Here is a 24,039-nt window from a genome sequence, read left to right as displayed (position 1 = left end):
CCGAATCCATCGGACGGGCGGTCCGCAGGAGTCGATCCGACCACCGGAAGGGACGGGAAAGCGTTGCAGGTTCCGGCAGCGGCAGGAAAACGGGCGTGGTGGATTCCGTCACCGGAACGGTACAACAGGGATCACGTACCGGCCCTTCGAACGGGATCAGAAGATTCACGAGGAATTCCTTCCGGTTTCTCGATGAGATCCCACATTCCGTCCCGACACGACAAGCGGTTCGAACAGAACAGGAGACCGAGGAACATGACGACTTCGGTGAACGAGCGCCACGCTCGGATCAAGGAACTCGTGTGCGAGGTCCTCGAACTCGATCAGGGGGAAGTAACCGACACCAGCCTGTTCATCGAGGACCACGAGGCGGACTCGCTGCGAGCCATAGAGATTCTGGCCTCCCTCGAAAAGGAATTCGGCATAACCATCGACCAGTCCGAGCTGCCGCGACTGGTGAACCTGGAAAGCGTCTACACCGTCGTGGACCGCGAGATGGGATGAATCGCTCACCGCACGACGAACCGGTGCCCGCGTCGGCGACGCGGGCACCGGAGTCGTGATCACCGGAGTCGTGAGCCCCTGTTCCGCCTCAGCCACACCCCCCGGCGTGACCGTAGTCCAGGGTCCACGTGACTCGCCCCGACTCGTCGTCAGCCGTGCTCCCGGACGACACCCGGGGAGAGCGGACCTCCTCGACGAACTCCTCCAAGCGGTCCACTCCCCAGAAGCGGGCGGAACCGGTGACGAAGAACGGCACTCCGAAGACCTCCTCGGCCCCGACTTCCAGCAAGCACCGTACCCCGCGCTCGCGCAACCCGGGATCGTCCGAGGCGGTGGCCAGCTCGTCCGGATCCAGCCCCAGCGATTCGCCGATCTCGGCCACCGTCGAGCGATCGCAGATGTCGCGTCCCTGTTCCCATCGAGCTCGATACGCCGCCGCCACGTACTCGGCTCCGCGCCCGTGATCGTGGGCACGCAGGTACGCCAGATGCGGCACCTCCCACACCGGCTGCCTGTCCAGCGGCCACTTCATCGCAGTACCGGATTCCCGGGTGCGGCGCGTGACGTCGCGCAGGATGTAGAGGTTCTTCGCACGGGACATCTCCGTGTAGACGACCGAACCGCCCACGGCGCGCAACGCACTCTCGGTGGACCCGTCCGGCTCCCAGGTGGGGATCCACCGCAGCTTGTGAACCAGATCCCCGTGACACTCGACGAACCGCAGATAGGAGAGCCACGAGTACGGACTGCGCAACGAGAAGAAGAACTTCGCCTGTGGTTCCTCCGGCATTTCGTTCCTCACTCTCCGATCGGGGTGACCACCGATGGGGCAACGTGGTCCCGGTACAGCGCCTCGACGAGTTCTGCCCGGTTGTCGACGACGGCGGTCGCGTTCACATAACCCTTGTCGGTGATCTCGCCCGCCTCGATCCGAGGCGGACCGGCCAGCGGCAGGAACCGTCGCACTCGTGCGGAGGGAGCCGACTCCGCGTTGGCCTCTCGCAGGGCCTCGGCCAGCGCCTTTCGCAGCGTCTCGTGCCCGAGCAGCTCGGCGATGTCGGAGGAGGAGGTTCCCAGCAACTCGTTCGCCTGATCCAGGCTGATCCAACCGAGTGCCACGACGTAAGGCCGATTCGTACCGAGCAGTACGACATCGGTGATGAGGGCGGTCGCGTCCAACAGGGAGCGGCGTACTCGCGCCGTGGATATCCAGGTGGCGTTGCTCAGCTTGAAGTTCTCGGCCGCCCTGCCCTCGAACACCAACCCCCGGCCGGGGACGTTCTCGTCGACGAACCGAGTGAGGTCACCCGTGCGGTAGTACCCCTCCTCGTCGAGGTCCAGCGATCGACCGCCGAGGTAGCCAGGAGTGACCGAGGGACCGTGCACCCGGGTTTCCAGCCCGGTCCCGTGCGGTACGAGCTTGACCGAGACGCCGGGAAGCGGAATGCCGATCCCGGACTCGGCCCGCCCGTGGGTCGAGGTGGCCGCGGGTCCCGTTTCGGTCGCTCCCCACGAGGACACCACGGCTATGTCGCGCCCGCTGGTGGTGCTCGCGAGCCTCGCCAGCCGGGTACGGAGTTCCCCCGGCATGTCCGCGCCGGCGTAGAGCAGGATCCTCGCCGCGGAGAAGATCCGCTCACCGAGCGCGGGATCGCGTTCCACGCGATCGGCCAACATGGCATAACCGGAGGGCACGTTCACGCAGATGGTCGGAGGAACGTCTCGCAGGGCTTCGATCGTGCGTTCGAAGTCCGCATCGCTCGGTTTGCCGTCGTCCAGGTGGATGCTGCCGCCGTTGTAGAGCGCCAGGTGGAGATTGTGGTTGCCGCCGAAGGTGTGACTCCAGGGCAGCCAATCGGTGAGTACCGGTGGTTCCTCCGCCAGGAACGGCCATATCTGCCGCAGCATCTGCTGGTTGGCGCACAACATCCGATGAGTGTTGCGCACCCCCTTCGGCGTACCGGTGGATCCGGATGTGAAAAGGATCTTGGCCACGGTCTCCGGAGTGACCGCCCGACGTGCCCGCCACACCGCCTCGGCGGGTTCGGTGTCACACAGTTCCTCGTAGCTGAGCTGCCCTTCCCCCGGGGAACGCGAAACGACGGGGACGCAGCCTCCCGCCGTGGCGGATACCACCGTGCGAAGTGCTTGCCGGTAGGTCTCACCGTCCTCGGCGTACACCGCCCCGGGCGTGACGAGTTCCGTAATGGCCCGCAACCGCTCGTGGTCACCGGAGCGCAGCGAGTAGGCGACGCTGACCGGCACAACCGGGATGCCGACGGTGTAGCAGGCGAGCGTGATCATCAGATGTTCGAGCGAGTTTCCGGACAGCACCATCACCGGACGTGTGCCGTCCAGCCCTCGATCGAGCAGCGAGGCGGCGATACGCAGGGCGCGGGCCGAGCTGTCGGCATAGCTCGACGAACACCATTGTCCCGTGGAGTCCCGCTCGGCGGCCAGGACCCGATCGGGGGTGCGCTCCGCCCAGTACCGGAGTACCTCGCCGAGCGAGTCCGGGTGCGCGGCCAGTGGTTCCGCGGTGCGCAGCACCCGCGTGCCGTCCGGCCGTTCCTCGTCCAGGACGTCGTGGTGCGTGAAGGTCGCGAGAGTCATCACGCACCTCCTTCGAACGCGGCGGTGCGCAGCTGCCCGGAAGTGATCAGTGAGGTCACTGCCTCGATGTCGCTGTCCAGCGGCCTGTCCCACTCGAGGAAGTCCGACACACCGCGGACCCGTTCGTAAACCGCGCGAGTGGCGTTGGTGAGCACCTCGGTTCCGCGAAGATCCACGGCCTGGCACAACGCGATCAGGTGAATCGCGGTGACCTGCTGGGCGAGCTCCACCACCGAACGGGCGTCGCGCGCGGCGATGGTGCCCATGCTGACCTTGTCCTGGTTGTGGGCTTCGGTGGAGCGCGAGAACGAAGTCGCGGGATTGGTCAGCTTGAGCGCCTCGGCGGTGAGGGCGGAGGCCGTGAGCTGCATTCCCTTGAACCCGTGGCACAGCCCGGCCTCGTAGTCCTCGGCTTCCGTCCTGGGCACCAGATTCGGAGTAAGACCGTTGTTGAACTTCTCGTCGACGACCAGTTCGAGCTGCCGATCCAGCATGTCGGCGACACTGGCGACGGCCGTCTTCAGTGAGTCCATGGCCTGTCCGACGTGGCCGCCGTAGAAGTTGCCCCCGTTGCGGACGACCGAGTGCTGCACGTCGAAAAGCGGATTGTCGTTGGAGGAGTTCACCTCGACCGCGAGCCACTTGTTCACCCAGTCGACCGTGTCCCGCAGCACCCCGGCGACGTGCGGACAGCAACGGACCGAGTAGCGATCCTGGATGGGTCGTTCCAGAACCCGGAAGTCCACGTCCGGAGCCGCTTCGGACTGCCCGGCCAGGTACTCCGCCTCGTCGACCAGCATGTTCCGGACGGTCTCGGCACTGGTGATCACCCCCGGGTGCGGCTTCTGCTCGGCCAGGAAACCGGCGAAGTGTCCGGGGTTTCCGAGCAGCACCTGGGAAGCGAGCGCGGTGCACACCTCGGCCGCGTAGGCCAGCTGTTCGGCGTCGTGCGCGGCCAACACGGCATAGCCGGACATGAACGAAGTGCCGTTGACCAGCGCCAGCCCTTCCTTCGGCGCCAGCGACACCGGCTCCAGCCCGGATTCGCGTAGCGCCTGCCACGCCGGTTTGCTCTCCTCGCGATGCCAGACGGTCGACTCGCCGGTCAGCATTCCCGCCAAATAGGCCAACGGGACCAGGTCGCCGCTGGCACCCACGGATCCCCGTTCCGGAATCCGCGGGAGGATCCGCTCGTTGATGCAGTCCACCAGGAGCTGGACCAGTTCCGGACGCACGCCCGACCATCCCCTCGCCAGGCAGTTCGCCCGCACGATCATGGTCGCCCTGATCACATCGTGTGTCGCGTACGGCCCGGTACCGCAGGAGAGGAAACGGACCAGGCTGTGCTGCAGCGCACCGGACTTCCGTTTGGAGATCTGGCGAGTGTTGCTGTCACCGAAGCCCGAGGTCACTCCGTAGATGGGCACTCCGGTGTCGATGAGCTGGTGTTTGAATTCGTCGGATCCGGCGATCCGCTGCCTGGCCCACTCGGACAGTTCCACTGTCCCGGCCCGCGGGTCCCGGGCGAGGCGGACGATGTCTTCGAGTGCCACGTCGTGACCGTCCAGCGTCGTGCTGCCGACGTGCTGGCACGGAACGAGCGATTGTGTCATGCGCGCCCCTGCGTAACTGTTCGTTCTCCGTGAAGAATTTCTTTCCGGGACATCAGTGGATACGGAACAATCCGCAGCCGACTTGCCCATCGGGATCCACCGAAGTGACGAGAAGAATGTTTCCGCCCGGAACCGGATCGCGTCTCGCCCGGACGAGTCCGCCCAGCAGTTGGAAACAGCTGGACGCCCCATCGGTATCGCCGATCAGGTGATCGACGGCGAACACCCTGGGCTGGTCACGGATCGTGGTGCTGACGGCGTTCAACTCCTCGATCCGCGCGGGGCCGTCCGGGGCGGACACGGCGACGGCCCACACGTCCTCGGCGACCAGTCCGGAACGGTGCAGTGCCCTCGTGATCCGGTGGGCCAGCACCTCACCCACCGACTCCACCGACGTCGCCGTCCCGAACTCGAGCGAGAGAACCTCGACCAGGTTCGAGCGACCGTGTCGCCGGGCGGACTCCTCGGATTCGGTCAGGAAGACGCACGCGCCTTCACCGAGCGGTGAGCGACGCTGCCCGTGAGCCTGCCCGACCAGGCGACAACGCTGCTGGTTGAGATCCTCGACCGCGCCTGCCAGGACGACGTCCGCGCGGCCACGCGCGTGCATCCGCCGCGTGTAGTTGAGAGCGGAGAGCCCGGTGAGCCTGCCCGTGGTCACGGTCGAGTTGAGTCCCTTGAGGCCGTAGCGGATCGCGCACTGCGAACTCGGATAGTTCATCGCGCTGCCGGGCAGCAGCTTGGGATCCACGTGGTACGGCGCCGCTCCGGTCAGTGACTCCCGCATGATGCTCATCGACCGATCCGCCGTCATCATGGCACCGCCCAGCACGATGCCACGTCGCTCGGCGACAGTATTTTCGGTGTCGTACTCGTCGAGCAGCAATCCGACGGTTCCCATCGCCAGGGCAGCTGGCCTGCCCAGCCTGTCGATTTTGACGGAGTCGTCGCCGAGCACGGAACGCACGTCGAATTCCGGGACCCGCCCCACCCCGGGAACGGATCCACCGTCATCCGAATCAATTGTGGACAGCGCGCATCGTTCGTCACCGATTCCCGACTCGAATGCGGAGAAGCCGATACCGTAGGAGGAAATCACGGAAAACCCGGAGATAATCACGAATAACTGCCCGCCCTTCGAAAACGATCGGCACCCTCCGTGCCGCGGACCGGGCTCGCCCGGTGTCGGGTCGCTCCGCTCATCACACTGTTCTCGTCCCCGAATCCCGGCGGTTCCCGCCGTCGAACGGTGTCGGGTTCCGGATGCCGTCCCCGGTCAAGGCCGGTGAGCCGCCGGAGTCACTTACTGTTCGTCGACTCGGCAACGAACGCTAGACCAGCTCGGCACGACGCGGGAAGCGAACGAAGCTCACCCTGCAGCTTCCGGCAACACCCGGTTCCCGAGAGCGGTCGCTCACCGACGAGCGGATCCCGTCCGACATGTCTGGGCGATGGATCGGCTCGACCCGAGCGAGGTATCACAGCGACTCCAGCAGCGCGTGCAGCGCCGGGTTGTCGTTGCCGTCCCGCCAGGCCAGGTGCAGCTCCACCGGTTCCGGTTCGGGCAGGCGCACCTCCCGGAACACGACGCCGTCCAGCCGGAGCCGGGTGGCGATGGACGGCACGAGGGTGATCCCCAGCCCCACCTCCACCAGCGCCAGCAGGGTGTGCACCTGGCTCACGTACTGCACGTAGTTCGGCCGCACCGCGGCATCCCGGAAGACGCCCACCAGCAACTCGTGGAAGTAGCGCGCCTCGGAGGGCGAGTAGGTCACCACGTCGGCGCCGTCGAAGGCGCTCAACTCCAACGGTCCGGGTTCCGAGGCCAGCGGGTGGTTCGCGGGCAGCGCCGCCAGCAGCGGCTCGCGGCGCAGCAGTCGGGACCGCAGGTCCTGCCTGCCCGGTGGTCGCACCAGCCCGAGGTCGAGCGCTCCGGAGGAGAGCCGTTCGAGCTGCTCCCTGGTGACCAGTTCGCGCAGCACGAGCTCGACGTGCGGCAGGTGCTGTCGAGCCGTGTCGATCATCCCGCCCAGCACACCGTAGGCCGAGGTCGCGGTGAATCCCACCCGCACCACCCCTTCCTGGCCCGCGGTCACCCGACGAGCCGAGAGCGCGGCGCTGTCGGCCTCGTAGAGCAGCCTCCGCGCGTCCGGTAGGAACGCGCGCCCGGCCGGGGTGAGCCACACCGTCCGGCTGTCCCGGTGGAACAGCCGGACCTGTAGTTCCTTCTCCAGTTGCTGGATCTGCCGGCTCAGCGGGGGCTGGGTCATGCGCAGCCGCTGCGCGGCCCTCCCGAAGTGGCCTTCCTCGGCGACCGCGACGAAACCGGACAGCTGGGTCAGTGTGAACATCGATGCTTTCGGGGTATTGGTGGATGCTTAATCGGAGTTAGACGTGCATCGATGGTTAACTCTAGCGTCACCTCCAACCAACGTTCGTAACCGGAGGAAGACGAACCGATGCCCCACCTCTCACCATCCGAGGTCGCCCGACGGCTGGCTTCCGGGCTGCTCTCGTTCCCGGTGACCCACTTTCGGCAGGACCTGAGCCTCGACGAGTCCGCCTACCGCGAGAACATCCGATGGCTGGGTGGGTACGGCGCCGCCGGGCTGTTCGCGGCGGGCGGGACCGGGGAGTTCTTCTCCCTCACCCCGGCCGAGGTCGAGAGGGCGGTCACCGCCGCGGTCGAGGAGGTGCCACGGGACCTGCCGGTGATCGCTCCCGCCGGATACGGCACGGCCACGGCGGTGGAGATGGCCCGGGCCGCCGAGCGGTCGGGAGCGCACGGACTGCTGTTGCTGCCGCCCTACCTCACCGAGGCCGACCAGGAGGGGCTCGCGGCGCACGTTCGCCGCGTCTGCGCCGCCACCGACCTCGGTGTGATCATCTACAGCCGTGCCAACGCGATCTTCACCGACACCACGGTGGCGCGACTGGCCGAGGACTGCCCGAACCTGATCGGTTTCAAGGACGGCGTCGGCGACATCGAACGGATGACGCGCATCTACTCCCGCCTGGGCGACCGCCTCACCTACATCGGAGGACTGCCCACCGCCGAGACGTTCGCACTGCCCTATCTGGAAATGGGTGTGAGCACGTACTCCTCGGCGATGTTCAACTTCGTGCCCGAGTTCGCCCTGCGGTTCTACGACGCGGTGCAACGCCGGGACCGGAACACGGTCTACCGCTATCTGAACGAGTTCGTACTGCCCTACTGCGAGATCAGGGACCGCCGGGCCGGTTACGCGGTCAGCATCGTCAAGGCGGGCATGCGGGTGATCGGCCGCCCCGCGGGACCGGTGCGGACGCCGCTGGTGGATCTGGACGAAACCGAACAGGCGATGCTCGACGACCTCGTGCGACGGATCTCAGAGGAGTGAGAACGATGACGCGACCCACCGGACACATGCTCGTCGCCGGAACGGGGGTCCTCGGCAAGGGCGCGGGGATCCGCGCCGTCGATCCGGCCACCGGGGAGGAAATGGAGCCGGAGTTCGGCCACGGCACCCCCGCCGATGTCGACAGCGCCTGCGCCGCCGCCGAGAAGGCGTTCCCAACCTACCGGACCGCCCCGCGAAACGAGCGTGCGACGCTGCTGGACCGGATCGCCGACAACATCGACGCGCTCGACGAGACGCTGGTCGAACGCGCGCACTCCGAGAGCGGTCTGCCGAAGGCACGGCTGACCGGCGAGGTCGGCCGCACCACGGGGCAGCTCCGGATGTTCGCCTCGCTGGTCCGGCAGGGCGACCTCGAGGCCCCACGCGTCGACCCGTCCCCCGCCGCCGACGGCTCCGGTTCACGGCCCGACATCAGGCAGCGCCGGATTCCGCTGGGACCGGTGGCGGTGTTCGGCGCGAGCAACTTCCCGCTGGCCTTCTCCGTGGCTGGCGGTGACACCGCCTCCGCGCTGGCCGCCGGTTGCCCGGTGGTGGTCAAGGCGCACGACGCCCACCCCGGCACCTGCGAGCTGGTCGCGCGAGCCGTGACCCGGGCGGTCACCGAGCTCGACATGCCCGCCGGCACCTTCTCGATGCTGTTCGGCTCCGGGCCGGAGCTGGGCACCGCACTGGTCACTGATCCGCGGATCCAGGCGGTCGGCTTCACCGGTTCCCGCTCCGGCGGACTGGCGCTGCTGGCGGCGGCGCAGTCCCGGCCGCGCCCGATCCCGGTGTTCGCGGAGATGAGCAGCACCAACCCGGTGTTCCTGCTGCCGAACGCGCTCGCCGAGCGGGCCGGGGACATCGCCACCGGTTTCGTCGGCTCGCTGACCTCGGGAGCCGGTCAGTTCTGCACCAATCCGGGGCTGCTCGTCGCGGTCGACGGTCCGGAGCTGCGGGAGTTCCTGAGCGCCGCCGCCGACTCGGTCGCGGCGAGCGAGCCGAGCACGATGCTCACCCCCGACATCGCCCACGCCTACGCGGACCGGCTGGGCGAGCTCGCGGCACACCCCTCGGTCGAGGAGCTGGCTCGGGGAACCGCGACGGACCGGCCGAACACCTGCCGCCCCGCCCTGCTGGCCACCGACGCGGGCGAGTTCCTCGCCGACGAGTCGCTGCACCAGGAGGTGTTCGGCGCGTGCTCGCTGGTGGTCCGGTGCCGCGACGCCGAACAGCTCCGCGAGGTGGCGCGGAACCTGGAGGGGCAGCTGACCGCCACGGTGCACGCCGCGACGGCCGACCACCCCGAGGCCGCCGCGCTGCTGCCGCTGCTGGAACGGTGCGCGGGACGCGTCCTGTTCGACGGCTGGCCGACCGGCGTGCAGGTGGGTCACGCGATGGTCCACGGTGGGCCGTTTCCGGCCACTTCGGACTCGCGCGGCACCTCGGTGGGCACCCTGGCCGTGGAGCGGTTCCTGCGTCCGGTGGCCTACCAGGACGTCCCCGAGGCATTGCTGCCCGGCTCGATCGCTACGGGCAACCCCGAACAGCTGTGGCGTCGGGTCGACGGTGAACCGGGACGGCACTGAAGCGGGGTTCGAAAGAACTTTCCGCCGGATCCTTCCGCACCCGGCAGGAGGCGATGTCGCCTATCGCAGGGACGACTCCCTTGGAACGGGTAGCTCCATAACCCAGGGTTGGCCGCGGCTGCCGCACCCCGATCTCACCTACGTCGGTGGAGATCACCGAAAGCATCGCGAATCGTCAGCACCGAGTAGTTACTATTCCACGAATTACCGAGGTTTTTGCTGATGGAACAAAAAGAAGGCGGCAATGCGGCCGTGGACACCCCGGATAGATCATTCATGGTCCGAATCCGGAACTTCGGTCCGGGAATCGTGGCCGTCCTGAGCATGATGGGAGCCGGTGACCTCGTCACCGCCTCCGTGTCGGGCTCGAGCTACGGGTACAACCTCATGTGGCTGCTCGCCCTTTCCCTGATCGTTCGGTTCGTCATCGTGAACCTCATGGGCAGGTATCAGATTCTGAATCTGAAGGGGCAGACGATAGTCGAGGGCTACAACGATGTCTCCAAGTACTACCCGTGGTTCATCGGAATCGCCATCCTCGTCAGCGGGCACTTCTTCAATGCCTACATGATCACCGGGGCGGGCGAGGCCCTCGCTTGGATATTCAGTATCGGCCATCCGTTCCTGTGGTCATGCGCCGTGGTGCTGCTCAGCCTGTTCGTCATCGGACGTAATGTCTACAACACCATCGAGAAGCTCCTCAAACTCCTCCTGGTGTTGATGACGACCGCCTTCCTGGGGCTGGCGATCTACTCGGTTCCCGACGTGGGTGGGATCGTCAAGGGCACGGTGGGATTCGGCATTCCGAGCGACACCGGCGCGTTCGGGGTCTTCGCCGTCGCCCTCTCACTGATCGGAGCGGTGGCGGGATCGATGGCCAACTTCCTGTACCCCTACTTCGTGAAGGAGAAGGGCTGGAAGGGCGTGCGCCACAAGAGGATCCAGCGTAACGACATCCTGTTCGGCATCTGCGCCGCCATCGTGATCAACCTGACGGTCTGGGTCGTCGGCGCCGAGATCCTCAGCCCGAACGACATCGAGGTCAACAGCCTGGAGGACATCTCCAAGGCACTGTCGCTGCACCTGGGCACGTTCGGCGCCGTCGTCTTCTACCTCGGGGCGTTCGGAATCCTCTACAGCAGCGTGATCGGGTACGCGAACGGTTTCCCCAAAATCATCATCGACTGTTTGCACATGATCAGGCCGGAGCGCCGGGAGAAGTTCGGACGGAAGTTCGACGACGACCCGTGGTTCAAGTGGTTCAGCCTGTTCATTCTGATCTCGCCCATCATCTGGTCCATCCCCGGGATGCCCGGGTTCGTCGAGATGGCGATCTTCGTCACCGGGATGCAGGCCGTCGTCGTGCCGATCACGGCGATCGGGCTCATGATCCTCGTGAACAAATCGAGCCATCTGGGCGAGCACAAGGCGAGCCTCGCGGAGAACACCGTCCTGGTCCTGACCACCGCCCTGGCGATCTGGGTGAGCATCAAAGCGGTCATGGGCTGGTTCTAGTGCCGCCGCCGGACTCCGGTGCTCGTGGCCGGCGCTGGGCCGGACCCGGTTGTTCCGCGGGGAACCTGTTCCGCGGGGAATGGAGTTCCGAGGAGGCGGTTCCCGGCAGGCTCGCCGGGCACCGCGTCGCGCGTAGCCGCTGTGGCGCTCAGGAGTCGAGGTGAGGTCACCTATGGCGAACACGTGGTCCCGGCCCCGGACAGCCGGAGTTCCGGGGGTTGCGTCGAGCGCGCCGTCCTCCCGGCGGGCCGCCGCGAGTTCCTCGTCCAGGTATCCGCTGGTGGGCACCACTCCGATATCCACGGACCGTCACCCGCCTCGCGTTCGGGAACGGCTCGTTCCGCGCCAAATATTAGTGTCATTATGTAACAGTTACAGTATGACTGAATTTGGCGGGTGGACAGGGTCGCACTCATGAGCGAGCACGAGACACGTCCCCCGAGCCTGCTTTCGCTGCCCTCCTACCTGGCGGGGCACGTCGCGCGTATCGGCCACCGGGAACTGGACGGGGCGCTCGCCGAACGAGGACTGCGGCTACCGCACTTCGCGGTGCTCACGGCGCTCTCGGACTTCGGGCCGCTGACGCAGCACGTGCTCGCCGATCGGCTCCGGTTCAACCGCAGTCATCTCGTCGGCTACCTCGACAAGCTGGAGCAACGGGAACTGGTGCACCGGGAGCGCGACCCCGAGGACCGACGTCGGCACCGGGTCACGCTGACCACGGCCGGGGCGGAACTCGCCGGGGAGATGGCAGCGGTCGCCCGGTCCGCGCAGCGAGAACTGCTCAGTCCCCTCACGGAGGAGGAGCGTGACACGCTGGTCGAGCTGCTGGGGCGCGTGCTGGCCACCGACGACTCGGGCCGGAACCCCGCCGCCGACCGAGCTGCCGACTGAGTCCGGCGCTCTTCGGAGAGACGCGCACCCGTGCGACGGGCGGAACTCGCGCCCGGCGTAAGCGACCGCTCGTGTGGGCACCGCTCCCTGCCAGCACCCACACAACAGCGACAGCGGACACCGCGCTCACATGACAGTCAACGGCTCACCCTCGACGTCGAGTTCGGCGATGGCACGGCTGCCCAGCGACACCAGCTGTTCGAGCGCGTCGCGATCCAGACTGAGCACGAAGCTCTCCGAGGAACCGAACGCGAGGTTGGCCTGCTCGTTGAGCCGGTCCACCTCACAGCGGACCGCCACCCCACGGGCCATCTCCACGTAGGACTCCACCGATACCCCGGTGTGCCGGTAAAGACTCATGATCCACCTTCCCGAACGTTGGCTAAGCTCGACACGACAACAAAACAATTGATCCGATATCGGACTTACTCAGCTTAAGGTCCGCTATCGGACCTAGAAATACACTGATCGAGTGAGAAGCCGTCCAGCCCGCACACAGGAGGTTCGAAATGGGCCGCGTACGTCAGACGCTGGAACGTCGACAACTGGGCCTGACGCTGCGGCGGCTTCGGGAAGCAAGCCGACGAACACGCCAAGAGGCCGCCGCAACGCTGGGCAAGGTCCGCTCACGTATCGCGGAGCTGGAAGAGGGCAGAAGCACCATCAGTCCCAGCGACCTCGAAAAGCTGTTGGATCTCTACGAAACCAACGGTGAGGAACGCGATGCCGCGCTGGCCCTTGCCGCAGAAGCACGAAAAAGACAGCCGAGGCGGCCCTATACCGACGTGTTGCCCCGGGCTTACCAACGGTTCGCCGATCTGGAAGCCAGCGCGACCGAGATCACCAGCTACGAGCCCGGCGTCGTTCCAGGGCTGCTCCAATCACCCGAGTACTTGAGAGCAGCCATGGAGGAAGCCGCCGGAACCTGGCGGAACAGCAACGATGACGAAATCGATCGACGAGTTAGCTTCCGGTTGGAACGCCAGAACAGGACACTGCGCTCCGAACCGGGTAAAAAGCTGTGTTTCTTCGTCACCGAGGACTCGCTGCGTTTCACCCCGAAAGGGGACAAGACAAGGCGCGAGCAGGCACTGCACATCCTCCGATTGGTAGACGAACAACCGGACACGACCGTGCGACTGTTGCGATGCGATGCTCCGAATCCGGCAAGAGGTGGTGGTTTCACCGTGTTCGACTTCGGCAACGACGGAGCACCGGTCGGTTTCTCCTCGGTTGTTTACGGCCCCTCCACCTACTTCGACGAGCGATCAGACATCGAAGTGCTACGCGCCGTCTCACAACGACTCAGTCTGCTCACCGCACCGCACGAAACCTCCCTAGAGTTCATCGAGCGCCTCGCGAAGGAGAATTGAGAACATGGCACAGACGACCAATAAGCAGGGTGGATGGCTGAAGAGCTCCTACAGCGCGGTAGCCAGTGACAACTGCGTGGAAGTACGACTCACCGACACCGCCGTGGGCGTCCGCGACTCCAAGAACCCCGACGGCCCCGTCCACACCTTCACCCACCACGCCTGGCACGCCTTCCTCCACACCGCGACCACCCTCGACGAGCACCGGCGATGAGAGCACCGGGACACCGCCGGACCGGGCGGAGTTGACACGACCGGCCGTGGCCGGGTGTCGATTTCTCGCGAAATCGCCGCCCGGCCACGCCGTCCTTCGAGGGCTCGCCCCTGGCGGGGGCGTCAGCTCATGAACTCACCCTCCAGCATCTCGGTAACCAGGGCCGCCACCGGGGACCGCTCGGAGCGGGTCAGTGTGACGTGCGCGAACAGCGGGTGGCCCTTGAGCTTCTCGATCACGGCCGCCACACCGTCGTGCCTGCCGACGCGCAGGTTGTCGCGCTGCGCCACGTCGTGGGTGAGCACCACCCGCGAATTGGCACCCAGCCGCGACAGCACCGTCAGCAGCACGTTGCGCTCCAGCGACTGCGCCTCGTCGACGATCACGAAGGAGTCGTGCAGCGAGCGCCCCCTGATGTGGGTCAACGGCAGCACTTCGAGCATCTCCCGGTCGATGACCTCGTCGATGACGTTCTGCCCCGCGAGCGCGCCCAGCGTGTCGTAGACCGCCTGCCCCCAGGGCTGCATCTTGTCGTCCTCGCTGCCGGGCAGGTAGCCGAGCTGCTGCCCGCCCACCGCGTAGAGCGGCCGGAAGACCATCACCTTGCGGTGCCTGTTCTGTTCCATCACGGATTCCAGCCCGGCGCACAGCGCCAGCGCGGACTTGCCGGTTCCGGCCCGACCGCCCAGCGAGACGATGCCGACCTCGGGGTCCAGCAGCAGATCCAGGGCTATCCGCTGCTCGGCGGAGCGACCGTGCAGCCCGAACGCCTCGCGCTCACCGCGCACCAGCCGCACCGTCTTGTCCGGGGTCACCCGGCCCAGCGCGTTCTTCGTTCCCGCGAGCAGCCGCAACCCGGTGTTGACCGGGAGTTCGGCGGCTTCGGCCAACTCCACCGAGCCGGACTTGAACAGCGTGTCCACCTCATTGGGCGGCACGTCCAGATCGGTCATGCCGGACCAACCGGTGGAGATCACGTCCTGCGCCCGGTACTCGTCCGCGTCCAACGCCACCGCGGCGGCCTTGACCCGCAGCGGCATGTCCTTGCTGATCAGGGTCACCAGGTGACCGTCACCGGCCAGGTTCAGCGCGCACGCCAGGATGCGGGCGTCGTTGGACTCGTTGCGAAACCCCGGAGGCAGCACTTCGGGGTCGGAGTGGTTCAACTCGACGTGCAGTCGACCACCCGACTCACCGACCGGAACCGGCTCGTCCAACTTGCCGTGTCGCAGTCGCAGGTCGTCGAGACCGCGCAGCGCCTCCCGTGCGAACCATCCCAGTTCGGGGTGGTGGCGCTTGCCTTCCAACTCGCTGATCACGACCAGTGGCAGGACGACACTGTGCTCGGCGAACCTGGTGAAAGCCCAGGGGTCCGACAACAGCACAGAAGTGTCCAGGACGTAGCTACGCACTCCCCTTCCCTCGGCCGCGTCCGACGGACGCGGTGCGGGAGCTGAGGAATTCACGCTTTCGGAACCGGACAGGGGCTCCGCTTGCTGGGAACGTCGTGTCATCACGGCTACTCCCTAACGGGCACGAGCGACCGCGCCCGTTCGTCGGCGGGCCGGGCCGCCCCGCACCCCGTCGGAGTCGGGCCGTGGGCAGCCACCCGGTGGAGCCCGATCCGACCTTCGACACGGGTGAAGGGCCTCCCCGGACGGGCCGCAACTGCACGACCCGTCACCGCGGACGCTACCCGTGTGATCGGACGTTGGCAGGCAGCCACACAGGTGATTAAACGAATCGTCACCCGGAAGCCACAGTGTGCACACCCGCACGGCCCCTACGGTGAACCCATCACCCGACCGTGGGCCGTGGGGTGTTTCGCCCCCGCACGCCGCACGGAATCGATCCCGCGGTTCGCACCGCCTCCCCGAGTCAGCGAGGGGACATGCCGCGCAACCACTCCCCACGCCCCGGACGGCGCACCCGGTCGGCGGCGATCCCGGCCGCGAACGAAAGCGTGTCGGGCAGGCCGGACAGCGGGGCACCACCGGCGACCGCGTGAACCACCGCACCGTGGAACACATCGCCCGCGCCGAGCGTGTCCACCGCCTCGACCTCGGGCACCGGAACGCTGCCGCTCGCGCCGTCCGGCAACCACCAGAGCACGTCGCGGGGACCCCGGGTGATCGCCACGGCCCCCACTCCGCGTTCGAACAGCGCGGCGGGCTGCTCGTCGAGCTCGGTGGTGCCGGGAACCCGGAAGTCGGCGGAGCAGACCGCGAGGTCCACTCGGGGGAGGATCTCGGCGAGCACTGGTTTCCAACTGCCACCGTCGAGCACCACGGGAGCACCGGCCTGTCCGGCGTGCCACATGGCCGCTCGCGCGAGCACGGGACGATGACCGTCCACGAGCACCGCGTCGGGGACGGTCCGCAGCAGTGCGCCCGGCTCCGGATCGGCATCCTTCGGGGCGCGCGAGACCACGCTGCGGCTACCGGTCGTGCTGTGCACCGTCACGGCGGAGACCACCGGCGGCGTCCCGCTGTCGGGAGTGACGTCGAGCAGTTCGACTCCGTGCTCGGCGAGTTCGTCCGCCACCACCCCGGCCATCGGATGACTTCCCAGTGCCGTCAGCAGGCTCACCTCCGAACCGAGCGCGGCGGCGGTGACGGCGGCCCCGGTGGCAGGACCGCCCGCGCTCAGCTCTGCCCGCTCGGCGGTGGTCTTCTCGTTCGGCCCCGGGAACTCGGCCACCCGCTGCAGCAGGTCCAGCGTGACCATCCCGGAGCACAGCACGGCGCGTCGGCTCATCGGTCCTCCGATCGGCGGAAACCCCGGCGTTCACGTCGGGGAGTAGTCAAGCGGCGATTCTGCCGGAGAGCTCGGACCGCAGGGTGTGCGGCTGCAGCGGCCGATCCAGCAGCCGTTCGTAGCGAACGCGGCGGTGTTCGGGACCTTCGGCGTCCAACCAGGCACCGGTCAACTCGTACGCGGTTGGGCAGACGACGGCGTACGCGGCGGTGGAAGGGTCGGAGAGGCGTTCCAGCAGCACCCGGGCACGTGAGTCGTCCAGCAGCAACCAGCGCCGCAGGTACTCGCGCACCCGGTGGGGATCGGTGCCGTGCTCGTGCAGCATCAGCGCGGCGTCCCGCCGTACCCCGGCGAGCACGCGCCGCGCGGCGTCCATCCGTTCGAGGTCCTCCGCCGCCGGCACCGGCAGGATCCCGTGGAGCACCTCACGAACCCGGGCTCCCCAGGCCGGACCGAGCAGCACGTCCAGCGCCCGTTCGGCCAGTCCCTCCGAGATCGTGCACTGCGGGGTGTCGGTGAGCGCGATGTCGTGTTCGGGAAGCGTGTCGCGACAGTGCTGGGTGTGGTGGCCGGGATAGCTCTCGTGCGCCAGCAGCCTGGGCAGATCGCTGAGGCGGTGCGGCACGGCGGTGCTGACGGTGACGACGGAGCGGCCACCGCCGAGGTAGTGCTGCAGCCCGCCGAAGGAAGGATCGTGCCGGAACCGGTACGTCACCCGCTCGTGCACCGGCAGCCGGAACGCCGCTCGGGCCCGGACTCGGAAGGCTTCGGAGAGGGCACGCACGCAGTCGGGCAGCGCTTCCGCCGAAACGCGTTCGCGTTCGCGGAAGTTCGCCACCCGCTCGACCAGCGTGGCACCCCGGGGCAGCCAGTGGGCGAGTTCGTCGTGGACCGCCGCGTAGTGCTCGGGGTCGGTGCGGTCCACCTCGAGCTGGAAGCAGCGGCGCAGCCTGCCCGCGAACGACACGGGACCCCCGGCGAGCCCACGGGCGGCGCAGTCCAGCGCGGCGAGCTGCCCGAGCAGGAAATCAGTACGGTCGGCATCCAGCGCGGCCCGCCGGACGGTTCGACGCAGTCCGCGTGCCTGGGAGGCGAGCAAGCCGGGAAGCGGTGCGGGCTCGCGGTCCACCTGCCCGCGCAGCGCACGATCGCCGGTGTAGCTCTGCACGAAGCCGAGGGACAGCCGCCCGAACCGCAGGCCGAGGACGAGGTACTCGGCGACCGGCACTTCGGGCATGTCGGCAGGATAGCGGAGTTCGCGGCTTTCGTGCCGTGTTCACGCCGCGGGGATCGGGGTGTTCGCCCCCGAGGGTGACGCACGACCGGAAAGCTTCCGTCGAATCATTCCGAGCACCAACGTCGCCTTTCGTGTGTCACCCGAAAGATACCTTTAGAAACCAAATTAGATATTTACACGATAGTGTTATCGAGCTTTCCTCGCGATCATGCAGTCGATAGGTTTCCTTCGTGTGCGCGCCCACGGCGGAATTTTCTGGGGTTCCGTCGTGCGAACCGCGTTCCACGAATCACCCGTACCGACAGGGAGCGAGAAAATGCTGAAGAAGACCGCCGCCACCATGGGTATCGCCGCCGCCGGCATGGTCGCCATGGCCCCCATGGCCAGCGCCGACTCCAAGGACAACGACGGCATCAACGTGCTCAACGACAACAACATCAGCGCCGTCCCGATCCAGCTGTGCGGCAACAACGTCGCCGTGCTCGGCGTTGTCGCCAACGTGCTGACCTCGCAGTCCTCCGAGTGCGTCAACGCCCCGGTCGTGGACCACCCCAAGGCGATCAGCTGAGCCCGGATCCCGCGCGGAACCGGAAGAGCCGGAGTGGACGGAGCTGACCTAACAGCCGTCCACTCCGGATTCAGCGGCGAACCGAACGACCCCCGGAGAGCTCGGAACGAGAACGGATCCGTTTCCTCCGCGCGATCGCGTGCCACGATTCGGCAGCCGATTTCCGCCCTGAAGGGCGATTTTCCGCACTGACGGACTCGTTCCGAGTCAACTCACGACAAAATCTCCTCCGCCGCTCGGAGTGCGAACAGGCGGAGAACGTCGGAATCGACGTGTAATTCGAAGGAGAACTCCCCCATGCTGAAGAAGACCGCCGCCGCCGTGGGTATCGCCGCCGCCGGCATGATGGCCATGGCCCCCATGGCCAGCGCCGACACCAAGGACAACGACGGCATCAACATCCTCAACGACAACAACCTGAGCGTGCTGCCGGTCCAGCTGTGCGGCAACAACGTCGCCGTGCTCGGCGCGGTCGTCAACCTGCTGCACGCGCAGCCCTCGGAGTGCGTCAACGCCCCGGTCGTGGACCACCCCACCTCGATCACCAACGGCAGCTGAGCACGGGCTGAACGGTTTCGTCCCGAATCATCGGGATGAAACGAGCGGGGTCGGACATCGCGGTCCGGCCCCGCTTCTCGGTGCCACGGATATCGTCGGCACCGCGGCGGTTCGCCGCTCTCGCCCGCCGTTCGGGAACCCGATCCAAGAGCGCTGCCGAGAACGCGTCAGTTCCCGAATCTGCGGTGCCGAGCCGCGAAGTTCCGCAGTGCGCGCAGGAAGTCCACTCGCCGGAAGGCGGGCCAGTAGGTCTCGCAGAACCAGAACTCCGAGTGCGCCGACTGCCAGAGCATGAAACCGGACAATCGCTGTTCACCGGAAGTGCGGATCAACAGCTCCGGATCGGGCTGCCCGGAGGTGTAGAGGTGTTCGGCGATGTGATCGACGTCGAGCACCTCGGCGAGCTCCTCGATGGTGGTTCCCGCCTCGGCGTGCCGCTGCAGCATCTTGCGCACCGCGTCGGCGATCTCCTGCCTGCCGCCGTAGCCGACCGCCACGTTGACCTGCATCCCGTCCCGGTTCTCGGTCCGCAACGCGGCGGCCGAGATCCTGGCCGCGATCTCGGTGGGCAGCAGGTCCATCGCACCCACGATGCGCACCCGCCACGGCGTGCCGGGCTGGGTGATCTCCTCCACGACACCGGCGATGATCTCCAGCAGCGAGTCGACCTCGCTGCTGGCCCGCCGGAGGTTGTCGGTGGACAGCAGCCACAGCGTGACCACTTCCACCTGGTTCTCCCGACACCAGCCGAGAAAGTCCGAGATCTTGCGCGCCCCGGCACGATGACCGTAGTCGGCGTCGAACCCGGCCTCCTTCGCCCAGCGGCGATTGCCGTCCAGAATCACACCGACGTGTCTGGGGGGTTGTGCCCCCTTTAGCTGACGGCGCAACCGCCGTTCGTAGAGATCGTAGACAAGCTCTCGTAGCCGAAGTCTCAGCGCCACGTTCCACGAGACTACTCGGAGGCTCGACGAGCACGGCAAGCGACCGCAGGATCGACACGGCCGCTCCGCGCGCAGCTCACCGAGGCGGGTGATCCGTGGCTCGTCCCGCATCGGGCGGGTGAACGTCATCATGTCGAGCGGAGCGGGGCGGCCTCCCTCCCGTAAGCTCGAAACGTGCCAACAGCGAGCCGCAACACGCGCGAGCCCTCGGCCGCTCAGTCGGTCAAACCCAAGCTGCGGGGCTGGATCCACCTGTGGTCCGCGCTCGGGGCGCTGGTCTCGGGCGCCGCGCTGATCGCGCTGGCCGGAGCCACGGTGTCCGGTCGTGCCGCGCTGGGGACCTCCATCTACGTCGCCACGGTGCTGGGCCTGTTCGGCGTAAGCGCGCTGTACCACCGCAGAACGTGGCGCACGGAAGGTGCGCGGACCACGATGCGACGCCTCGACCACTCCATGATCTTCCTGTTCATCGCGGGCACCTACACGCCGCTGGCGATGCTGGCGATGCGGCCGACCACGGCGACGGTGGTGTTGGCGGTGGTGTGGGGCGGCGCACTCGGCGGCGTGGTGCTCAAGCTGGCCTGGCCGAACGGCCCGCGCTGGGTCGGGGTGCCCGTCTACATCGCCCTCGGGTGGGTCGCGGTCTTCGTGCTGCCCGACCTGCTGGCCAACGCCGGGGTCACGGCGTTGGTGCTGCTGGTGGTCGGCGGCGTGCTCTACACCGGGGGTGCGATCTGCTACGCGCTGCGCCGCCCCGACCCGTGGCCGAGGGTGTTCGGCTATCACGAGTTCTTCCACGCGGCGGTCTCGGCGGCCGCGATCTGCCACCACATCGCCATCTGGCTGGCGCTGTATTCCTGAATCGGGCCCTTCCGGTCGGCCCCCGTCCGGGAGAGAACGACGGCCCCGTCCGGAGATGGGCGGGAACTTCCCGGACGCTCCCGCCTCGGGGGCCGTCGAGTGGGCGCGCTCAGCCGCGCAGCGTCGCCAGCAGCTCCGCCGCGCTGCCGACGGGCCGATCACACACGTAGCCCCTGCAGACGTAGGCAGCGGCCGAACCCTCCAGCAGTCCCCGGTCGGCCAGTAGCGGAACCTCGGCGTCCTCGGGCTCCCCCGCCACGGTCACCGCGCCACCCGGCGCGTGGCGCCGGGCGGTGGCGATCAGCTCGGCCCGACCGCTGTCGGCGGGGCCGGCCACGGCGATCTGCAGCGGCCCGTGCCTGCTCGCCTCCGCGGCGGCCAGCCAGTGCCCCGCGAATCTCGGGGCGCGCCGAGCGAGCAGCCCAGCGCGGTTCAACGCCAGCTCGGCCGCCTCGCGGTAGCGCCCGGATCGCTCGGAGCCCGCGAGCGACCCCGCCGTCACCAGCGCCGAGGTGACCGAGGACGCCCCGGAGGGGCTCGAGTTGTCCGTGGGGTCCGAGGGGCGGTTGACCAGAGCTTCGGCGTCCGAAGCGGTGTCGTGGAACGCCCCCGGGTTCTCGGGGTCGGCGAACAGCTCCAGCGCGGTGTCCAGCAGCTCGCACGCCGTGTCCAGCCAGTGCGCCGAACCGGTGGCCTGGTGCAGGCTCAGCAGCCCCTCGGCGAGGCAGCCGTAGTCCTCCAGCACGCCTTCGGCGGTGCCCGGCACACCGGCGCGGGAGGTGCGCAGCAGCCTGCCGTTCCGGAGCTGGGTGTCCAGCAGCAGCCGCGCGGCCGTCTCCGCCGCCTGGAGCCAGTCGGGACGGTCCAGCGCGGTGGCGGCCTCGGTCAGCGCGGTGATCGCGAGCCCGTTCCAGGCGGTGACCACCTTGTCGTCCCTGGCGGGCTGCGGGCGTCCCGCGCGTTCCCGCAGCAGCCGCTCCCGCACGTCCCGCCACCGCTCGGGGTCGTCCGGATCACGGAGCAGGCGCAGTGTGGAGGTGCCGTGCTCGAAGGTGCCCTCCGAGGTCACCCCGAAGATCTCCGCGGCCCACGTGCCGTCTTCCTCACCGAGCGCCTGACGCAGCTGTTCCGGGCTCCACACGTAGGTGACGCCCTCGCCCTGCTCGGTGTCGGCGTCCAGCGAGGCCGCGAAGCCACCCTCCGGGGTGCCGAGATCGCGCACCAGGAATTCCGCCGTCTCCCCCGCGACCCGTCGCAGCAGTTCGGGATCAGTGCCGGACACCCCGGCGGCGTGCCGCCGCGCCAGGTGGGTGTAGGCCCGCAGCAGCAACGCGTTGTCGTAGAGCATCTTCTCGAAGTGCGGCACGATCCAGGACGCGTCCACACTGTAGCGGGCGAAGCCGCCCGCCAGCTGGTCGTTGATGCCGCCGCGTGCCATAGCCACGGCCACGCTCTCGGCGAGCTGCCACGCCCGCGCGCCGGTGCCGGTGTCGCCCGCGCGTTCGTGGTGGCGCAGCAGGAACTCCAGCACCATCGACGGCGGGAACTTGGGGGCGTTGCCGAATCCGCCGTTGTCGGCGTCGAACTCCTCGGCCAGCCCGGTCACGGCCGCGGTCAGCGCCTCGTCGTCCACGGCGGACTCCGGCAGCGCCGCGCGCTGGCTCGCCAGCTGCTCGACGATCTTGCTCGCGCTCTGCCGCACCTCCTCGGTGCGTTCCTGCCAGGCGCTGATCACCGCGTCGAGCAGCTGCCGGAAGGACGGCATGCCGTGCATCGGCGCGGCCGGGTAGTAGGTGCCGCAGTGGAACGGCTCGCCGTCCGGTGTCAGGAAGCAGGTCAGCGGCCAGCCCGCCTGGCCGGTCATGGCCTGGGTGGCCTGGATGTAGACGGCGTCGATGTCCGGGCGTTCCTCCCGGTCGACCTTGATGTTGACGAACTCCTCGTTCATGACCCCGGCCGTGTCGGGGTCCTCGAACGACTCGTGCGCCATCACATGACACCAGTGGCAGGCCGCGTAGCCGATCGAGAGCAGCACCGGCACGTCCCGCCGCCGTGCCTCCTCGAACGCCTCGGTGCACCAGGGCCACCAGTCGACCGGGTTGTCGGCGTGCTGGAGCAGGTACGGACTCGTCGCCCGGGCTAGCCGCTGTGCCATACCCGCAGCGTCCCACGCCGACGGTCCCGGTGCCGAGAAGCCCCACCGCGAGAGTCCCCGCCGCCAGAAGCCCTGCCGGAGCTCGCGCGGGTCGCGGGTTCCCGCCCACGCGTTCGGTGTCTCGCCGGATCGGGACGGCTCCTGAGCGGCGAGGGCAGGATGCCGCCCGGGAACGGCCGTGCGGGTGGCCGGAACCGGATCAGTTCAGTCGCGGCAGGGTCACTTCGGTGATCAATCCCCTGTGGTCGGTGCCGCTGATGTCGACCGTCCGGTAGTCGGCGGCGCCCACCTCGCTGCCGCCGACGAGCACGTGGTCGATCGTGATCCCGAGGAACTCCGACAGCGAGGACGGCCAGGTCGTGCTCAACCCGGTGCCGGCGGTGCGACCGACGTCCGTGCATCCGTTGGAGGTCAGTCGCCGCATCGGCCCCTGGTTCAGCGTGGAGTTGAAGTCCCCGGCGAGCACGAACGGCTTCTCCGAATCGCAGTACTCCTCGAGCAGGCTGTGGCTGGCCCGCCATCCCGACGTCCCTCCCGGAAATGGCGGCGGAGGATGCACGGCGGCCACGTGCCAGGTCACCGCCGAACCGTTGATCTTCGCGTCGAGCGTGCCCAGCGAGCCCGCGACCTTTTCGGTACCGAACTCCGGTCGAAGCTCCGGTTTCACCAGCAGCGAGGTGGGGTACGGACCGGTCCGTCTGCGGGTCGGGGGCTCGACATCACCGACCAGTGGGGCATCCGTCTCGTACACGTACTCGTCCCCGGTGCGGGCGAGCCTGTCGACCAGCTTTCCGGCATAGCCGCTGGATGCCTCGGGCAACGAGACCACTTCCGGATCGGCGCTTCGGATCTCCCGGGCGATCTCGGCCAGGTCGGCACCGTCGGCGAAAACGTTGAAGACGGCTATCCCGATCGAGCCGGAACCGGAGGAGACCGAACCGCTCGTCCCCCAGGTCGGAGGCAGCATCCCGATCGTGGAAACCAGCGCGGTGACCAGTGTCAACGCCGAGATCACGAAGCGTCGCCGCCACAGCGGCACCACGGCGAGCAGCAGGACCAGCACGTTCAACTGGGGTCGCAACGCCGACAGCTGTGCCCACGGGCTAAGCAGATCGATCCCGAGGCTGCCCGCCCACAGCACCGAGGCCACCCCGGCGAACCCGCACAGGTAGAGCGCCGTTCGCAGTCGCCGTTTCCACGTTCCGGCTCGGTTACCGGAAGCGGAATCGGAAAGATTTTCGATCTTCAACGGCCTTATCGTAAA

General features: G+C 67.8%; 22 protein-coding genes. 10 read left to right on the top strand and 12 right to left on the bottom strand.

Annotated features, from left to right (window positions below; translation table 11 throughout):
• Positions 1–255 precede the first annotated feature (255 nt).
• Positions 256–504 carry an acyl carrier protein gene (locus BM394_RS17175; protein ID WP_043571568.1) on the top strand — a complete coding sequence of 83 codons (249 nt, stop codon included), beginning with the start codon at positions 256–258 and terminating at the stop codon, positions 502–504.
• Positions 505–592: 88 nt separating this feature from the next.
• Here the strand turns inward: BM394_RS17175 and BM394_RS17170 are convergent, their stop codons facing one another.
• From BM394_RS17170 to BM394_RS17150, 5 genes are all read right to left on the bottom strand, one after another.
• Positions 593–1,294 carry a 2-hydroxychromene-2-carboxylate isomerase gene (locus tag BM394_RS17170; RefSeq protein WP_092979656.1) on the bottom strand — a complete coding sequence of 234 codons (702 nt, stop codon included), beginning with the start codon at positions 1,292–1,294 and terminating at the stop codon, positions 593–595.
• A gap of 8 nt (positions 1,295–1,302) precedes the next feature.
• Positions 1,303–3,117, bottom strand: coding sequence for an AMP-binding protein (locus BM394_RS17165; RefSeq protein ID WP_092979655.1), 1,815 nt, complete (start codon positions 3,115–3,117; stop codon positions 1,303–1,305).
• Entirely contained in the window at positions 3,117–4,730 is a 1,614-nt protein-coding gene (locus BM394_RS17160) for an HAL/PAL/TAL family ammonia-lyase (RefSeq protein ID WP_092979654.1), read from the bottom strand. Before BM394_RS17160 ends, BM394_RS17165 begins: the two co-directional genes overlap by 1 nt.
• Positions 4,731–4,782: 52 nt before the next feature.
• Positions 4,783–5,829 carry a beta-ketoacyl synthase N-terminal-like domain-containing protein gene (locus tag BM394_RS17155; protein WP_139235251.1) on the bottom strand — a complete coding sequence of 349 codons (1,047 nt, stop codon included), beginning with the start codon at positions 5,827–5,829 and terminating at the stop codon, positions 4,783–4,785.
• Between the two features lie 379 nt (positions 5,830–6,208).
• On the bottom strand, positions 6,209–7,081 hold the full coding sequence (locus BM394_RS17150) for a LysR substrate-binding domain-containing protein (RefSeq protein WP_092979652.1): 873 nt from the start codon (positions 7,079–7,081) through the stop codon (positions 6,209–6,211).
• 108 nt (positions 7,082–7,189) lie between these two features.
• On the opposite strand from BM394_RS17150, the gene kdgD reads away from it, so the two are divergent.
• The 4 genes from kdgD to BM394_RS17130 all read left to right on the top strand — a co-directional run bounded on the left by kdgD (position 7,190) and on the right by BM394_RS17130 (position 12,108).
• Positions 7,190–8,110 carry a 5-dehydro-4-deoxyglucarate dehydratase gene (gene kdgD / locus BM394_RS17145; RefSeq protein ID WP_092979651.1) on the top strand — a complete coding sequence of 307 codons (921 nt, stop codon included), beginning with the start codon at positions 7,190–7,192 and terminating at the stop codon, positions 8,108–8,110.
• Between the two features lie 5 nt (positions 8,111–8,115).
• Complete coding sequence (locus tag BM394_RS17140) at positions 8,116–9,699, top strand: aldehyde dehydrogenase (NADP(+)) (RefSeq protein ID WP_092979650.1); 1,584 nt, start codon at positions 8,116–8,118, stop codon at positions 9,697–9,699.
• A gap of 222 nt (positions 9,700–9,921) precedes the next feature.
• Positions 9,922–11,214: an Nramp family divalent metal transporter gene (locus tag BM394_RS17135; protein ID WP_092979826.1), complete on the top strand. Its 1,293-nt coding sequence runs from the start codon at positions 9,922–9,924 to the stop codon at positions 11,212–11,214.
• Between the two features lie 414 nt (positions 11,215–11,628).
• A complete protein-coding gene (locus BM394_RS17130) occupies positions 11,629–12,108 on the top strand; it encodes a MarR family winged helix-turn-helix transcriptional regulator (RefSeq protein WP_092979822.1) in 480 nt (159 codons plus the stop codon).
• A gap of 126 nt (positions 12,109–12,234) precedes the next feature.
• On the opposite strand, the gene BM394_RS17125 is transcribed toward BM394_RS17130, so the two are convergent.
• A complete protein-coding gene (locus tag BM394_RS17125; RefSeq protein ID WP_092922489.1) occupies positions 12,235–12,468 on the bottom strand; it encodes a hypothetical protein in 234 nt (77 codons plus the stop codon).
• Between the two features lie 149 nt (positions 12,469–12,617).
• On the opposite strand from BM394_RS17125, the gene BM394_RS17120 reads away from it, so the two are divergent.
• Both BM394_RS17120 and BM394_RS17115 read left to right on the top strand, forming a co-directional pair.
• The gene (locus BM394_RS17120; RefSeq protein ID WP_092979649.1) at positions 12,618–13,481 is read left to right on the top strand and encodes a helix-turn-helix domain-containing protein; all 864 of its coding nucleotides are present in this window, start codon (positions 12,618–12,620) and stop codon (positions 13,479–13,481) included.
• Positions 13,482–13,485: 4 nt separating this feature from the next.
• A complete protein-coding gene (locus BM394_RS17115) occupies positions 13,486–13,695 on the top strand; it encodes a DUF397 domain-containing protein (protein ID WP_092979648.1) in 210 nt (69 codons plus the stop codon).
• 122 nt (positions 13,696–13,817) lie between these two features.
• On the opposite strand, the gene phoH2 is transcribed toward BM394_RS17115, so the two are convergent.
• The 3 genes from phoH2 to BM394_RS17100 form a co-directional block, all read right to left on the bottom strand.
• Positions 13,818–15,209, bottom strand: coding sequence for an RNA 5'-3' helicase PhoH2 (gene phoH2, locus BM394_RS17110; RefSeq protein WP_092979816.1), 1,392 nt, complete (start codon positions 15,207–15,209; stop codon positions 13,818–13,820).
• A gap of 364 nt (positions 15,210–15,573) precedes the next feature.
• Positions 15,574–16,452 (bottom strand): PfkB family carbohydrate kinase, encoded by an 879-nt coding sequence (locus tag BM394_RS17105; protein ID WP_092979647.1) that lies wholly within the window; start codon positions 16,450–16,452, stop codon positions 15,574–15,576.
• A gap of 46 nt (positions 16,453–16,498) precedes the next feature.
• The gene (locus BM394_RS17100) at positions 16,499–17,689 is read right to left on the bottom strand and encodes a DUF2268 domain-containing putative Zn-dependent protease (RefSeq protein WP_092979646.1); all 1,191 of its coding nucleotides are present in this window, start codon (positions 17,687–17,689) and stop codon (positions 16,499–16,501) included.
• A gap of 316 nt (positions 17,690–18,005) precedes the next feature.
• Between BM394_RS17100 and BM394_RS17095 the strand changes: the two genes are divergently transcribed.
• Both BM394_RS17095 and BM394_RS17090 read left to right on the top strand, forming a co-directional pair.
• Positions 18,006–18,257, top strand: coding sequence for a hypothetical protein (locus tag BM394_RS17095; protein WP_175530145.1), 252 nt, complete (start codon positions 18,006–18,008; stop codon positions 18,255–18,257).
• A gap of 297 nt (positions 18,258–18,554) precedes the next feature.
• Positions 18,555–18,815, top strand: a complete 261-nt coding sequence (locus BM394_RS17090; protein WP_092922503.1) for a hypothetical protein — start codon at positions 18,555–18,557, stop codon at positions 18,813–18,815.
• A gap of 167 nt (positions 18,816–18,982) precedes the next feature.
• On the opposite strand, the gene BM394_RS17085 is transcribed toward BM394_RS17090, so the two are convergent.
• On the bottom strand, positions 18,983–19,759 hold the full coding sequence (locus tag BM394_RS17085; RefSeq protein WP_092979811.1) for an isoprenyl transferase: 777 nt from the start codon (positions 19,757–19,759) through the stop codon (positions 18,983–18,985).
• A gap of 174 nt (positions 19,760–19,933) precedes the next feature.
• Here BM394_RS17085 and trhA point away from each other — a divergent pair, with 174 nt between their 5' ends.
• Complete coding sequence (trhA, locus tag BM394_RS17080) at positions 19,934–20,620, top strand: PAQR family membrane homeostasis protein TrhA (protein WP_092979645.1); 687 nt, start codon at positions 19,934–19,936, stop codon at positions 20,618–20,620.
• 109 nt (positions 20,621–20,729) lie between these two features.
• Here trhA and BM394_RS17075 read toward each other — a convergent pair whose 3' ends face one another.
• Positions 20,730–22,775: a thioredoxin domain-containing protein gene (locus BM394_RS17075; protein WP_092979644.1), complete on the bottom strand. Its 2,046-nt coding sequence runs from the start codon at positions 22,773–22,775 to the stop codon at positions 20,730–20,732.
• Between the two features lie 199 nt (positions 22,776–22,974).
• Positions 22,975–24,024 carry an endonuclease/exonuclease/phosphatase family protein gene (locus BM394_RS17070; RefSeq protein WP_092979643.1) on the bottom strand — a complete coding sequence of 350 codons (1,050 nt, stop codon included), beginning with the start codon at positions 24,022–24,024 and terminating at the stop codon, positions 22,975–22,977.
• Positions 24,025–24,039: the final 15 nt, after the last annotated feature.

Source organism: Actinopolyspora lacussalsi subsp. righensis (assembly GCF_900116555.1).
In the GTDB taxonomy this organism is placed as follows: domain Bacteria; phylum Actinomycetota; class Actinomycetes; order Mycobacteriales; family Pseudonocardiaceae; genus Actinopolyspora; species Actinopolyspora lacussalsi.
The sequence above is the reverse complement of the archived record's forward strand: the minus strand, read 5'-3'. Positions and strand labels throughout refer to the sequence as shown.